Consider the following 14,060-nt stretch of genomic DNA (forward strand, 5'->3'; position numbering starts at 1 on the left):
ACGCTTTGCGTTTTCAGAGAAAAGGAGCGGTGTCCCCTTTTCCGTGAACCACGTTCGGTGGGAAGTCAAGCATCATTGACCGATCGGTCAGTCTTAGTTGTGCCGGATGATATCGTCTTCTGAAAGGTAGGTTCCGGACTGAATCTCGATCATACGTACCGGGATTTTGCCGCGATTGTGCAGTTTATGGGTTGCGCCAAGGGGAACATAGGCGGATTGGTTTTCCGTCAAAAGCCGTGCTTCGCCATTGATTGTTATCTCAACAGTCCCTTCAACGACCACCCAGTGCTCGGCCCTGTGCATGTGGCTTTGCATGGAAAGGTGTTGTCCCGGTTTGATCATCATGGACTGAACCGCGAAACGGTCACCTGCATTGATGCGTTCCGTATAACCCCAAGGGCGATAGGAGCGAAGGTGGGCGTCGACTTCTCCGCGTCCTTCCGCTTTCAGGCTATCGACAATCTTCTTGACGTCCTGCGCCTTATCCTTGTGGGCCACAAGCACACTGTCGCGTGTCGCCACGACGAGAACATCTTCGAGGCCGATGACAGAAACAAGCCCGTCGTCCGCATAAGCAAGGCAGTTGCGGCTTTGAAGAAACCGGGTGTCGCCCAAACCGCTGTTGCCATCGGCATCTTTGCCCAAAACATCCCAAATGGCAGACCATGAGCCAAGATCATTCCAATCCGGATTGACAGGAACGCAGGAGATGCTGTCCGCTTTTTCCATAATCGCATAGTCGATGGAAATATCGTCCAGCTTTTCAAACTCTGAGACGTCGAGGCGGGTGAAGTCGAGGTCTTCGGTACGTGTGGCCAAGACAGCCTTAGCCTGAGCCAGCAAGCCCGGCTGATGTTTGGCGAAAGCTGCGATCATTGACTTTGCAGAATAAAGAAAGATGCCCGCGTTCCAGACATAATTTCCGTCGGCCAGAAAGGCTTCTGCCTTGTCCAAGTTTGGCTTTTCCACGAAGGCGTCAACGGCGCGAACAGTTGTCTGTCCGCTCTTCAACCGGATGTAGCCATAGCCTGTATTGGGCTCGGATGGCTCAATGCCGAATGTGACGATTTCCCCTTTGTCGGCCGCTTCTTCTGCGGCCTTCACCGCATCAAGAAAGATATTCTCTTTGCCAATCAAGTGGTCTGATGGGGCAAGCAGTACGAGCGCATTGTCCGCCTGTTCTTCTGCAATCAGAGCCGCAATGACTGCAGGGGCTGCTGTATTACGCCCTACAGGTTCGAGTATGATGGATGCTGCGGACAGCCCGATTTCATCCAGTTGTTCGCCGATCAGGAAGCGATGAGAGTTGTTGCCAATTACTATAGGCGCTTGAAACCCGTTTCCCTGAACGCGCTTGCAGGTTTTTTGAAAAAGGCTTTCGCCGTCAAAAATTGGAAGGAACTGCTTTGGACGGTCTTGGCGAGATAGTGGCCAGAGTCGAGATCCGACACCGCCGGAAAGAACGCATGGGAAAATGGCTGTCATTGAACTTCTCGTGAGGGAAACATAATCGCCGGGATACTAAGCAGTTTCTGCCTGACAAACTGTAAAGTCTCACGAGTGAGTGTAAACCCGCGACTTACAATCTCTGGAAAATATTGAAGTGCCGGATAAGGCGGATTATACTGGTGTTATAAAGTAACGATTGTGGTGGTCTTTGACCTTGGCAAATGACATGAGTGAGCCGCTTGTCCGACTTCAGGGCGCTGGCGTACAGAGCGGGGGCTCCTGGCTGGTCCGCGGGGTTGATCTATCTGTTTCATCTGGTGAGATCGTGACCCTGATTGGACCAAACGGGTCTGGCAAGTCGACGACTGCAAAAATGGCGCTCGGGATCCTTAAGCCGACAGAAGGTAGCGCGCACAAACGCGTTCGCCTCAAAATCGGCTACGTCCCGCAAAAACTGATGATTGACTGGACGATGCCGCTCAATGTCCATCGTTTCATGCAGCTGACCGCGAGGCCCTCTCAGACACAAATTGACAAGGCGCTGGAGCGCACCGGTGTCGGCCATCTCAGGAAATCCGAAGTCCGTCATCTGTCTGGAGGACAAATGCAGCGGGTGATGCTTTCCCGGGCCATTGCCATGAAGCCAGATCTTTTGGTGCTGGACGAGCCAGTGCAGGGCGTCGATTACTCGGGCGAGATTGCGATCTACGACCTCATTGCGAATATTCGCAAGGAGCTGGGATGTGGCATTTTGATGATTTCGCATGACCTGCACGTGGTGATGGCGGCGACTGATCAGGTTGTCTGTCTGAATGGGCATGTGTGCTGTCAGGGCAGCCCTCGGGATGTTTCGCAAAGTGCGGCCTTCAAAACTCTTTTCGGAGAGAGGGCTGCAGGGGCGCTCGCTGTTTATGAGCACAATCATGATCATGTGCATCTGCCAGATGGGCGGGTACAGCATTCTGATGGCTCGATCCATCAGAACTGCTGCGATCATGTGCACGGCTCCGAGCCATCCTCAAGTGACGAGGAGCAGCGCCATGTTGGATGACTTTTTTGTTCGCGCACTCGTTGCCGGAATAGGGGGTGCCGCAGTTGCCGGGCCGCTTGGGTGTTTTATCGTGTGGCGGCGGATGGCCTATTTTGGCGACACACTCGCCCATGCAGCGCTTTTGGGAGTAGCGCTGTCTCTATTGTTGGAACTCAACACAACGATGACCGTATTTGGCGTGAGTGTAACCATCGCTCTCACGATGCTTGGCTTGCGCCGAACACAGACGTTGTCATCTGATGCATTGCTTGGGCTCTTGTCGCACTCAGCCCTCGCGCTTGGCCTTGTGTGCCTTGCCTTCATGACCTGGGTGCGTGTCGATCTGACCGGGCTCTTATTCGGAGATATACTGGCCGTCTCCAAAACCGACATTCTAACGATTTATGCTGGTGGTTCGGCTGTGCTCGTTTTTTTGTGGCTTATCTGGCGGCGGTTGTTTGCGGCAACGGTCAATCCGGATTTGGCGGCGGCCGAAGGAATGGAACCGGAAAAGGTCAATATCGTTTTCATGTTGCTGATGGCGGCCGTGATCGCCATTGCCATGAAGGTTGTTGGTGTTCTTTTGATTACCGCACTGCTGATTATTCCGGCAGCTTCTGCGCGGCGGATTGCCGTTGGCCCGGAGCATATGGCCGTCATCGCTTCAGTGATTGGAGCGGTTGCCGTGGTTGGTGGTTTGCAGGCCTCACTGCGTCTCGACACTCCGGCGGGGCCAAGTATTGTTGTTGCGGGGACGATTTTGTTTCTCGTCTCAATCTTGCCTTGGCCAGGGCTCAGAAGCATATCTGGAGCGAATGAAAGGGAACGTAAATCGTGAACAAGGCAGCGCACAAGGAACTGACAAAAAATCAGGGTTTGGTATTTGGCGCGCTGACGAGTGCTGAGGGGCCACTGACAGCTTATGCGATCTTGGATCAGCTACGAGATGACGGGTTTCGCGCACCCCTGCAGGTCTATCGAGCCTTGGAAAAACTATTGGAGGTCGGGCTGGTGCATCGGCTGGAGAGCCTGAATGCGTTTGTGGCTTGCAGTCATCCGGGTTGTTCGAGCCACCACGCGGTTGCCTTTGCAATTTGTGAAACTTGCGGACACGTGTCGGAGTTTGCCCCCAACGCTGCTCTTGCTGATCTGTCAAGCTGGGCTGAAAAGGCCAAATTCCGCCCATCAAAAACAACTATCGAATTGCGCGGAACTTGCGCGAACTGCTCCACGCAATCTGCGAATTAGCCGGAACCCCTTTCAGTTCGCATAGGGGAGCAACAGGCTCGCCACAACTGCCAGCGTGACCGGGACACGCAGTTTTGGATACCATTTTGGCATGTGGCCTTGCTGCACGCAGATGATGTCGTAAGCAAGCGTCAGAAGAAGACTGACTGAAAGACCGACCGCGCCGTAGGGCTGCGGCAAGGCCAAGCTGCCCCAGGCAGCTAACGAAGGTAGAACACTAAGGCCGAGTCGCTTGAAACTTGGGTTATCAGTCCCTTCGGACTTTCTCGCCATTTCATAACCCCAATGGATCCCGCCGAGGAACGACAGGATCACAGCACCATAGAGGAGCAGTGTGATCTCCAGCTTGTGTTGATGCATCGGCGGAGCTGCGACTGTTCCAAGGCTAAACAGCGCGAATGGCAGAAAACCAGCTGCGGTGAGCCAGAGGGCTGCCGCGGGGATTTTGGTCGTGGGTGTTTCGGTAGATGGGGCGTTTGCAGTCATGAATTCAGGTTTCTTTGATGGTGGGACGTATTAGATCACGACTGCTGCTGCATGTTTTGAAGCTGAGTTTCAATGGCCCGGCGCACCTTTTTGGCAGTTGGGCGGGTTGGTGTTGAAAACCAGTTGACCAACGTTCCGTCAGGGGCAACCAGATATTTGTGGAAGTTCCAGTAGGGGCGGGCCGTCATGCCAAATTGGGTCACTGCCCATTTGTAAAAGGGGTGGGCGTTCTCGCCATTTACTACAGATTTCGCTGTTAATTGGTAAGTTGCGCCGTATTTCGCGGAGCAATAGCCTTTGAGTTCCTCACCAGCGCGTGGTTCCTGTCCGCCAAAATCGTTGGACGGGACGGCCAGAATCACAAGCCCGCGCTCCGCATAGTCGTCCTGAAGCGTTTGAAGGTCGCCAAGTTGCCTTTTAAAGCCGCATTCCGTTGCTGTGTTCACAACAAGGATTGGTTTGCCCTTGAATTTGGCCAGAGGCAGAGGGTCGCCGCCGGGCAGCTGGAACTCAAAATCATATGCTGTTTTGTTGGCCAAGGGAATCTCGTCTGAAAGGGTGGGCTGACCAAGAAGCAAGGTTATCACTGCTGCTGATAGAAAGGTGGTCAGTGCAATGCGCATGTTTTAGGCCTTGGGTCTGCTTGAATTCTAAACCTATACGCCTCAGCGCCGCATCGGTTCACTGGATGGGGCAAAATGCAGGCTGGGCTGAAAACCCACGGCGAATTTTGCAAGAAAGCGGCTGTGCCCTTGTATTTTAAAACCAAACCATGTTTGACGTATCGTCATCTTCTTTCAATGTCAGGATGTCGTATGACTTCGATTTCTTTCCAGCTTTTCAGTGCACGCAACGCTCCCGATTTTGCAGGGTTGCTCTCTCTGTTGTCTGAGACCGGATATGAACAGGTTGAAGGATATCCGGAGCATTATTCAGATCCGTCTGCGACACAAAAAGCGCTGTTGGCTGCCGGTCTTTCCATGCCATCCGGCCATTTTCCATTGGATATGCTGGAGGACACGCCGGAGCGAGCAATCGAGATTGCCAAGACGCTGGGAATTTCTCGGATCTATTGCCCATATCTGGAAGAGACTGATCGTCCAACAACGGAAGACGGATGGAAAGACCTTGCACAGCGCCTTAGCGTGATTGCTGACAAGATGATTGCGGCGGGCTTTGTCTTTGGCTGGCACAATCATGATTTTGAGTATGTCAAAGTCTCAAGTGGTGCGGTTCCAATGGCGATCTTGCTGGACACTGCGCCGAACATGACGTGGGAAGCAGATGTAGCCTGGATTGTGCGGGGCGGCGAAAATCCGCTGGAATGGATTGAGCGATATGGTGATCGCCTGAGCGCTATTCATGTGAAAGACATCGCGCCTGCAGGCGAGTGCGCAGACGAAGACGGCTGGGCGGATGTTGGTCACGGTACGATGGACTGGCCGACGCTCATCACCGCGCTCAAGAAAACACCTGCTGCGCTTTTTGTCGTTGAGCACGACAATCCATCTGATATCGCTAGGTTTGCCAAACGTGCGCTCACCAGTGTTCAAGAATATCTCGGATAAGGATCGCCTCCATGTCAGAAGTCCTTGGCGTCGGCATCATTGGATGCGGCAACATTTCCAAAACCTATTTTGAACTCGCACCCCTGTTTAAGGGCATAGAGGTGCGTTACTGCGCAGACCTTTATGCTGATGTTGCTCGCGCGCGAGCCTCAGAATACGGGGTTATGGGCGGCACGGTCGACATGCTGTTGGCGTCAAACGACGTCGATATTGTCGTGAACCTGACGGTCCCCGATGCGCATTGGCCAGTATCGCGGGACATCTTGAGCGCTGGCAAACACGTTTACTCAGAAAAACCGCTCGTTCTTTCCCTTGAAGACGGCAAGGCCATGCAAGCCTTGGCGGCCGAGAAAGGGCTGAGGGTTGGTTCTGCTCCAGACACATTTTTAGGTGGCGCCCATCAAGCTGCCCGAGCGGCGATTGACTCTGGAGAGCTTGGTAAAATCACATCTGGAACATGTCAGGTGATGAGCCATGGCATGGAGGCCTGGCATCCAAACCCGGATTTCTTCTTCAAGCCTGGAGGTGGGCCTGTTCTGGATATGGGGCCGTATTACATCGCCAATCTGATCAATCTGATCGGCCCGGTGAAACGGGTTGCAGCCTTAACCTCCATGGCAACACCAACCCGGACCATCTCCAGTCAGCCAAGGGCGGGTGAAGAAATCACCGTTGAAACACCGACCACCATTCAAGCGCTTCTTGAATTCCAATCCGGTGCCACAATCACGTTTATTGCCAGCTGGGATGTTTGTGCGCACCGGCATCATCCAATGGAGCTTTACGGCACCGAAGGGTCGATCTATGTGCCTGATCCGAACTTCTTTGGCGGGTCGGTTACAGTTGTTGATCAAACCGGAGAGGCTAAAGAGCTCGACGTTGCCGCTCACCCGCTGGGGCAATGCAATCAGGGCGATGCTGAGAATCGCTTCGCCAACTATCGAACTGCCGGTCTTGCAGACATGGCTCAGGCAATCCGCGAAGGACGTGATTTCCGGTGCTCCTTTGACCGGGCAGTCCACGCTGTCGACGTTATGATGTCGATTTTGAAATCTGGTGAAACAGGCAGCTTCGTGGAAATTGTGACAACCTGCACAAGGCCTGAAGCGTTTGGTGCTGATGAGGCGGGCGCTCTGTTGAAATAGGGTAACTGCTTTTTGGTGTGGGCATACGAGTAGTCTGCTGGAAATCCTTGACGCACTGGACTTGCTTGCGCACTCTCCGGCCCGGGAGAGTGCCTTGGCAAATGTGCCAGCAGCATTAAAGGCGGGATGCGATGACGTTGTTTCTGGTTGGACTGATCATTTTTTTCGGGCTTCATTTTCTGCCCATGGCAAGCGGGTTGAAGGCTTCAGTGGTCGCGCGCCTGGGGGCAACGCCCTACAAAATCGGATACTCGATCCTGTCCATTGTTGGGCTTGTGCTGATGATCCACGGATATGGCGCGGTTCGGATGGGGGACAATCCGGTGCTCTACACCCCGCCGGAGTGGACGCGCCATCTTACCATGCTGTTGATGGTGCCGGTCTTTATCTTGTTGATTGCTGCTTATGTTCAAGGGCGTATCAAGGCTCGATTCCGCCACCCCATGCTGGTGGCTGTTAAAATCTGGGCGCTTGCGCATTTGCTGGTTCGTGGTGACCTTGCCTCTGTCATGCTGTTCGGCAGCTTTTTAGTTTGGGCTGTTGTTGACCGAATTTCGCTGAAACGTCGGGCGGATGGGGAACCATCTGTTGCGCTTCATCTGCCTGCCGAGCGCAAGATGGCAGATGTATTCATCATTTTGGCCGGACTTGCGATCTATGGATGGTTTGTTTGGCAAGGCCATGCGCTTGTCATTGGCGTTCCATTGTCTTAATCACGTGCACCAACAGGGCAATTTGCGCGGTTAGAAATCTGCGGTTGCCTCACTTGCGCCATTTTGGCGTTGATTAACAGGCGTGGTTTTTTCCAAAGGCCACAGGAATAATACGGGCCAACGGCGTAAGGGGTGTTTTTGCTTCTTCGTCATCGGTCCGGACAACAAGAATTCGGGAACGAGACACGCATGTCCGATATCTTTCGTGAAGTCGATGAAGACATCCGCCAGGAGAAATACCGTCGGCTTTGGGACCGGTTTGGCCCTTGGGTGATTGTAGTTGCCGTTTTGATTGTTGTGGGCACAGGCGGCTATCGCGGCTGGCAGTATTGGCAGGAGACTCAGGCTCAGGAAGCTGGCGATAAGTTCATGGCCGCAGTTGAATTGTCGGAATCCGCCAATATTGAAGGTGCCATCGAAGCTCTGGACGCGCTGGGCGAGGCTGGTGGGGGTTATCCGCAACTTGCCAAGCTGCGGGTCGCAACGGAGCATATCAAGGCAGATCGCAAGATTGAGGCCTTGGAAGCTTTTGATCAGGCTTCTCGCGATCCATCCGTTGAGGCCTCCCTGCAGTCCATTGCAGCTCTGCGTGCCGGATACCTTGCCGTTGATCTGGAAGATTATGCAGGTGTTGCGGATCGTGTTGAGGGTCTAACCGGCGAAGCTGATCCGTTTCGTGCAGCGGCTCGTGAACTGTTGGCTCTGGCTGCCTGGAAAGCTGGCAATGCAGAAGATGCCCGCAAATGGGTGTCAGCGATTGAAAATGATACAGAGACCCCGGCTGAGGTCTCCCGGAGAGTTGGTATTCTCTCTGAAGTGATCCGCTCGCAATTTGGCGCAGCGGACGGTGAGGCAACAGGAGACGCCCAGTGACCCGTTCCCTTTCGTTGGGCGCATTTCGCTCTGCTGCAGCCGTCTGTGTGACGGCGGTGCTGCTCGGCAGCTGCAGCAGTGTTTCTGACTTTGCTGACAGTGTGAACCCGTTTGGCGGCGAGGATATTCTTCCCGGAGAACGCCAAGCGCTGTTTGATACAGCAGATGCTGGAGTAGTCGGAGAATCCAAGCCAGCGTCTATCGGTTCTGCGACCGGCGGAACGTCGTGGCCCAATGCGGGCGGCGGCCAGAGCAATGATCCGGGCAATGTGGCTGTCTCGGTCAGCGGGTCACGTGCCTGGAGCAGCCGTGTCGGAACGTCCGGAGGCGGTTTTGGTGCTTCGGCCTTGCGCATCTCTGCGCGCCCGGTTTCCGACGGCAGCCGAGTTTTTGTTTATAAACCCAATGGCGAGGTTGTTGCCTTGTCGACGGGTGGTGGTCGCGCTTGGACGCAGAATTTGCGCCCTGAAGGCGAAAAGGACACGGCCTCTGGCGGCGGTGTTGCGACAGCATCTGGCCGGGTGTTTGCAGCAACCGGCTATGGTCAAGTGTTCTCGCTTGATGCAGGGTCCGGTCAAGTTGCGTGGACGGCTGATCTCGACAGTCCTGCACGTGGTGCCCCAACAGCTGGAGCCGGGCACGTTTTTGTCGTGACCCAGAACAATGAAGTTGTTGCGCTTAACCAGTCCGACGGCACCCTTGCTTGGAGCTATGTCGGCATTGAAGAAACCGCGGGTCTTTTGTCTGCAGCCAATCCGGCTGTTTCCGGAAACCGTGTCGTGGTACCGTTTTCATCCGGTGAAATCATGGCCCTCGACATCAAGAAGGGTGAGCCGGTCTGGATTGATGGTGTGACCCGCGGCCTGCGGACCATGGCGCTCTCCGGGTTGGCCGATGTTTCGGCAAGTCCTGTGATTGCCGGTGGCACGGTCTACGCGACGGGTGTTTCCGGTCGTACGATTGCATCTTCTTTGAAGACAGGCCAGCGCATCTGGGCGGTGGATTTGGGCAGTGTTCATACGCCGGTTGTTTCCGGAAGTGCCGTCTTCATGGTTGATCTCGATAACCGCATGGTTGCGTTAAATCGCAAAACAGGCGATACGCTCTGGACAACGGTCCTGCCGCGTTCGGAGAAAAAGAAAAAGCGCCGCAACTGGGCAGGCCCGATTTTGGCTAATGGAACATTGGTGGCCTTTTCCAGCGATGGTGACATCGCAAGGGTCGACGCTGCATCAGGCCGTATAGTCGGCACAAACGACGTGAACACGGACGTCTTCGTTACCCCGATCGTTGCGGGTGGACGGGTTATCGTGCTCCACGGGGACGATGGCGTGGCTGCCTTCAACTGACCGGATAACCGGTCAGTCATTCAGGAGTACGGAACGTGGGCGCTACTGTCGCCATCATTGGACGGCCGAATGTCGGCAAGTCTACGCTGTTCAATCGCCTTGTTGGCAAGCGCCTGGCGCTTGTTGACGACACGCCGGGCGTAACCCGGGATCGGCGTCCGGGAGAAGCACGTCTGGGTGACCTGCGCTTCACCATCGTGGACACGGCTGGTCTTGAAGATGCAGATGCTTCTTCTCTGGAAGGCCGGATGCGCAAGCAGACGGAAGATGCAATTGAAGAAGCAAACGCCATCCTCTTCGTGATCGATGCGCGCGCGGGCGTCACCCCGCTAGATGCGCATTTTGCTGCCATTGCGCGCAAGACCACAACACCTGTCATCCTTCTGGCCAACAAGGCCGAGGGGCGGGCAGGCGAGAGCGGCCTTTACGAATCCTATTCTCTGGGACTGGGCGAGCCGATTGCGGTGTCCGCCGAGCACGGAGAAGGCCTTGCAGATCTCTATGACGCGCTGAAACCTTATGTTGATGCGATCAATGAAGAAGAAGAGGCGCTCCGGGACGAAGCGCGCACCAGCATTGAACTGAAGTTCGATGAGGATGGTGAGCTTATCGAGGAAGAAGACGATCCGGTTGGTACCAAGGATCGCCCCTTGCGGGTGGCGATTGTTGGTCGTCCGAATGCAGGCAAGTCCACCTTGATCAACCGCATGCTTGGAGAAGACCGCATGTTGACCGGGCCGGAAGCGGGCATTACGCGCGATTCCATCTCCGTTGATTGGGAATGGCGGGAGCGGCACGTCAAACTCTTTGATACGGCTGGAATTCGCCGCAAGGCACGGGTTCAGGAGAAGCTGGAAAAGCTCTCCGTTGCCGACGCGCTTCGGGCGATCAAGTTTGCTGAGGTCGTTGTCGTTACGCTGGATGCGACGAACTCCTTCGAAAAGCAGGACCTGCAGATCATCGATCTGGTGGCGCGCGAAGGTCGGGCGCTGGTGATTGCGATCAACAAGTGGGACTTGGTGGAAGACCGTGAGGCGGCATGGAAGAAAATTCGCGATGCCAATGAACGCTGTTTCAACCAGATCCGCGGCGTCCAGATTGCAACGCTTTCCGGCATGCAGGGGCAGGGCATCGACCGCCTGCTGGAAAGTGTCTTCACCGCTTATGAACACTGGAATGCGCGGATATCGACATCGCGCCTGAACCGCTGGCTGGAGAAGGTGACGAACAATCACCCGCCGCCCGCTGTGGCCGGTCGCCGCGTGCGTCTTCGCTACCTGACACAGCCAAAGACCCGGCCACCGCATTTTGTGGCCTTTTGTTCCCGTCCGGAGCAATTGCCGGAAAGCTACACCCGCTATCTGGTGAACAATCTGCGCGAGGCGTTTGATATTCCCGGATCGCCGATCCGGTTTTCCTATCGCAAGGGTGAAAACCCTTATGCGAAGGCGAAAAAGAGAAAAATTCAATAAAGGCGGATTTTACCGCCGCATGTCCGGGCCCTTTCAGTGGCCCGGATTTTTTATGAAGCAGGAGGATTTTTTGATGGCTCATGATCGGTATGATTTTGCATGTGCTCTGGCCCATAAAGCGGGCAACCTTGCAATGGAGTATTTCAGGAAACTGGATACGCTGACGATCACCTCCAAAGGCCATCAGGACCTCGTATCCGAAGCGGATCGGGATGTAGAAACTCTTATCCGCAAGGAATTGCAGCCCGCTTTCCCGAGACGCATTGTGGCGAGAGCATGGCACCGTTGAGGGCTCATCAGCTACACATGGGTATGACCCGATGACGGTACGGCAAACTTCGTGTCCGCTATCCCCAATGGTGCGTGATCCTGGCTTGTGTCCGGGACGGGGAAACCGTGATCGGCGTGATCCGCGATCCGAACTCCGGCGAGACCTTCAAGGCGGCGCTGGGGCAGGGGGCTTATGTCAATGACCGCCCGATTTCCGCATCCGATTCCACCAGCATCTCGGTCGGCTCCACCGGTGTCGGCTTTAATGGCCGCACGGCAGCAACGGATGTGGTCAACGCAGTCGGCGCACTGATCTCCAAGGGTGGGATTTTCTTCCGCAATGCGTCCGGCGGCTTGATGCTTGCCTATGCAGCCTCTGGTCGCCTGATCGGCTATATCGAGCCGCATATGAATGCTTGGGATTGTCTAGCGGGTATGCTGATTGCCACAGAAGCAGGTAATCAAATGGAAGAGATTGATGTGCGCAGCGCTCTGGTGCGCGGTGCCCGCGTCGTCGTCGGAGCCCCCGGCGTCTATGACGATCTCAAAATGATCGCCGACACCTCCTTCGCCCCGCTGAAGGTGAGTGAAGTGGCTTGATCGGAGCTGATCCCAAGTTGCCCAGGATCGAACTGACATCTTGATTGCCTGATTAAGAGCCGCTACCTTTTGGGTCTGAACCAGACAGAGGGCGATGATTTGCTGAGTCGATTTTTGACAGGGACACAGCGCGCTGTATTGCCGCCCTTTTGTGTTTGTCGTTTTTTATTTGGTCAGTCACACCTTCGGCTTCCCACGTTCCAACAGTATTTGAAACAATCCAGAATCATCTTGAGATGATCGCGGATCATGGTCATTCGCATCGGCTGGAGAAAGGTCTGTTATGGGCCTTGCATGGGCATAGCCATGATGCAGCCGATCACGATCACAACCAAAACCTTGTTCTGAATTCGTACGCCATCGCCCCCGTGGCCGATCCAGAGGAGAGTTGGCAAGCGCTGGTTCCTGCTTACCCCCTGAGGGGTCAGTTTCGAATTGAGAGACCTCCGCGATTGGCATGACTTAGCGCTGTTTGCGTGTCCGTCTTAAGTCAATCTATTCGGAGGTATCCATGAAATCATTTCTGCGAGGTGAAGGGTGCAGGCTCGGCCGCGTCCCGCTCTTCTTGTTATCCGCGCTGCTGTTATCCGCCAGTGCGGCCCTGTCACATGATGTGACGCCCGGGGATGCGGGTTACATACAGGAAATCTGGGGCGTTCATATTGTCCCCTTCATGTATCTTGGTGCCAAACATATGGTCACCGGTTATGACCATATCCTCTTCCTGTTGGGGGTCGTTTTCTTTCTCTACAGGATGAAGGACGTTGCATTATATGTCAGCCTGTTTGCGATCGGACATTCGATCACGATGCTTGCCGGTGTCTGGTATGGTTGGGGAATAAGCTCGTATATCGTTGACGCGATTATCGGGTTTTCGGTTGTCTACAAGGCCCTGGATAATCTGGGAGCCTTTCAAAGATGGTTCGGTTATCAGCCAAATACCAAGGTTGCGACCCTCGTTTTCGGTCTGATCCATGGAACCGGTTTGGCGACCAAGATCCTCGAATACGAAATCCCGGAAGACGGTCTTCTCGCCAATCTATTGGCCTTCAACGTCGGTGTTGAAATTGGTCAACTCCTGGCCTTGGCGGTCATCCTCATTGTCATGGGTTATTGGCGTAAAAGCGCCAACTTCTTCAGTCAGGCCTATACGGCCAATGTCATCATGATGTGTCTGGGCTTCATTCTCATGGGCTATCAGATCACCGGCTACTTCGTTGCTGCTTGAAAGGAAACCAGATGTTTAATGCAGATAAACCGAGCCTGGAAGATTTGCCGAGTTCTGCGCAACTTCTCCGGTCCACTGTTTTGGCAGCTGTCAGCGCAGTACTGATCCTCGTCACCGTCGTTCTGCCGGCAGAGTACGGCATCGACCCGACAGGCGCTGGCCGTGTGCTCGGCTTCACCGAAATGGGGGAAATCAAGCAGCAACTTGAGGAAGAAGCCGAACAGGACCGTCAATTGCACGGTCAAAGCTCATCAAACCTGTTGGACGCCGTCTTTGGCGCCCTTGTCGGAACAGCCCACGCACAGGACGCATGGCGAGACACCGTCACGTTTACTCTGGATCCTGGCGCTTACATCGAGATCAAGATGGTCATGCAGGAAGGTGACCAGGCGCAATACTATTGGGTCGCCGAGGGCGGTCGCATCAACTTTGACCTTCATGCCCATGGTGGCGGCAAATCCGTCACCTACGAAAAGGGCCGTGGGGCGACCGGTGGGGAAGGTGGCATTCTAGCCCCGTTTGCTGGTGAGCATGGTTGGTTCTGGCGAAACCGGGACAAGTCGGAGATCACCGTTACCCTTCAATTGAAGGGTGACTACAGCGAAATTGTCCGAAGCGAATGAAAGCCT

The 14,060-nt window shown here is 54.8% G+C and carries 16 protein-coding genes; 13 read left to right on the forward strand and 3 right to left on the reverse strand.

Going from position 1 to position 14,060, the window contains the following annotated elements; all coding sequences use genetic code 11:
* Positions 1-93 precede the first annotated feature (93 nt).
* Positions 94-1,485 (reverse strand): mannose-1-phosphate guanylyltransferase/mannose-6-phosphate isomerase, encoded by a 1,392-nt coding sequence (locus tag TRICHSKD4_RS24025; protein ID WP_009759838.1) that lies wholly within the window; start codon positions 1,483-1,485, stop codon positions 94-96.
* A gap of 190 nt (positions 1,486-1,675) precedes the next feature.
* Between TRICHSKD4_RS24025 and TRICHSKD4_RS24030 the strand changes: the two genes are divergently transcribed.
* The 3 genes from TRICHSKD4_RS24030 to TRICHSKD4_RS24040 are packed head-to-tail and all read left to right on the forward strand — an operon-like array spanning position 1,676 to position 3,727.
* Entirely contained in the window at positions 1,676-2,500 is an 825-nt protein-coding gene (locus TRICHSKD4_RS24030) for a metal ABC transporter ATP-binding protein (protein WP_009759839.1), read from the forward strand.
* Entirely contained in the window at positions 2,490-3,317 is an 828-nt protein-coding gene (locus tag TRICHSKD4_RS24035) for a metal ABC transporter permease (protein WP_009759840.1), read from the forward strand. Before TRICHSKD4_RS24030 ends, TRICHSKD4_RS24035 begins: the two co-directional genes overlap by 11 nt.
* Positions 3,314-3,727 carry a Fur family transcriptional regulator gene (locus TRICHSKD4_RS24040; protein ID WP_009759841.1) on the forward strand — a complete coding sequence of 138 codons (414 nt, stop codon included), beginning with the start codon at positions 3,314-3,316 and terminating at the stop codon, positions 3,725-3,727. The genes TRICHSKD4_RS24035 and TRICHSKD4_RS24040 overlap by 4 nt, the downstream gene beginning before the upstream one ends.
* Positions 3,728-3,739: 12 nt before the next feature.
* Here the strand turns inward: TRICHSKD4_RS24040 and TRICHSKD4_RS24045 are convergent, their stop codons facing one another.
* Together TRICHSKD4_RS24045 and TRICHSKD4_RS24050 are read right to left on the reverse strand one after the other, a co-directional pair.
* Positions 3,740-4,213: a DUF3429 family protein gene (locus TRICHSKD4_RS24045; protein ID WP_009759842.1), complete on the reverse strand. Its 474-nt coding sequence runs from the start codon at positions 4,211-4,213 to the stop codon at positions 3,740-3,742.
* 35 nt (positions 4,214-4,248) lie between these two features.
* Positions 4,249-4,836 (reverse strand): glutathione peroxidase, encoded by a 588-nt coding sequence (locus TRICHSKD4_RS24050; protein ID WP_009759843.1) that lies wholly within the window; start codon positions 4,834-4,836, stop codon positions 4,249-4,251.
* A gap of 192 nt (positions 4,837-5,028) precedes the next feature.
* Here TRICHSKD4_RS24050 and TRICHSKD4_RS24055 point away from each other — a divergent pair, with 192 nt between their 5' ends.
* The 10 genes from TRICHSKD4_RS24055 to TRICHSKD4_RS24100 all read left to right on the forward strand — a co-directional run bounded on the left by TRICHSKD4_RS24055 (position 5,029) and on the right by TRICHSKD4_RS24100 (position 14,054).
* The gene (locus tag TRICHSKD4_RS24055; protein ID WP_040617385.1) at positions 5,029-5,781 is read left to right on the forward strand and encodes a sugar phosphate isomerase/epimerase; all 753 of its coding nucleotides are present in this window, start codon (positions 5,029-5,031) and stop codon (positions 5,779-5,781) included.
* A gap of 11 nt (positions 5,782-5,792) precedes the next feature.
* Positions 5,793-6,926, forward strand: coding sequence for a Gfo/Idh/MocA family protein (locus TRICHSKD4_RS24060; RefSeq protein ID WP_009759845.1), 1,134 nt, complete (start codon positions 5,793-5,795; stop codon positions 6,924-6,926).
* A 131-nt stretch (positions 6,927-7,057) separates the two neighbouring features.
* On the forward strand, positions 7,058-7,639 hold the full coding sequence (locus tag TRICHSKD4_RS24065; protein WP_009759846.1) for an NnrU family protein: 582 nt from the start codon (positions 7,058-7,060) through the stop codon (positions 7,637-7,639).
* A 189-nt stretch (positions 7,640-7,828) separates the two neighbouring features.
* Positions 7,829-8,512 carry a tetratricopeptide repeat protein gene (locus TRICHSKD4_RS24070; protein WP_009759848.1) on the forward strand — a complete coding sequence of 228 codons (684 nt, stop codon included), beginning with the start codon at positions 7,829-7,831 and terminating at the stop codon, positions 8,510-8,512.
* Entirely contained in the window at positions 8,509-9,861 is a 1,353-nt protein-coding gene (locus TRICHSKD4_RS24075) for a PQQ-binding-like beta-propeller repeat protein (protein WP_009759849.1), read from the forward strand. Before TRICHSKD4_RS24070 ends, TRICHSKD4_RS24075 begins: the two co-directional genes overlap by 4 nt.
* A 35-nt stretch (positions 9,862-9,896) precedes the next feature.
* On the forward strand, positions 9,897-11,333 hold the full coding sequence (gene der, locus TRICHSKD4_RS24080; RefSeq protein WP_009759850.1) for a ribosome biogenesis GTPase Der: 1,437 nt from the start codon (positions 9,897-9,899) through the stop codon (positions 11,331-11,333).
* A gap of 73 nt (positions 11,334-11,406) precedes the next feature.
* Positions 11,407-11,622, forward strand: coding sequence for an inositol monophosphatase family protein (locus TRICHSKD4_RS32470; protein WP_009759851.1), 216 nt, complete (start codon positions 11,407-11,409; stop codon positions 11,620-11,622).
* 107 nt (positions 11,623-11,729) lie between these two features.
* Entirely contained in the window at positions 11,730-12,203 is a 474-nt protein-coding gene (locus tag TRICHSKD4_RS32475) for an inositol monophosphatase (protein ID WP_371256903.1), read from the forward strand.
* 511 nt (positions 12,204-12,714) lie between these two features.
* On the forward strand, positions 12,715-13,431 hold the full coding sequence (locus tag TRICHSKD4_RS24095; protein WP_009759854.1) for a HupE/UreJ family protein: 717 nt from the start codon (positions 12,715-12,717) through the stop codon (positions 13,429-13,431).
* Positions 13,432-13,442: 11 nt separating this feature from the next.
* Positions 13,443-14,054, forward strand: coding sequence for a hypothetical protein (locus TRICHSKD4_RS24100; RefSeq protein ID WP_009759855.1), 612 nt, complete (start codon positions 13,443-13,445; stop codon positions 14,052-14,054).
* Positions 14,055-14,060 lie beyond the last annotated feature (6 nt).

Source organism: Roseibium sp. TrichSKD4 (genome assembly GCF_000148725.1).
GTDB lineage: Bacteria > Pseudomonadota > Alphaproteobacteria > Rhizobiales > Stappiaceae > Roseibium.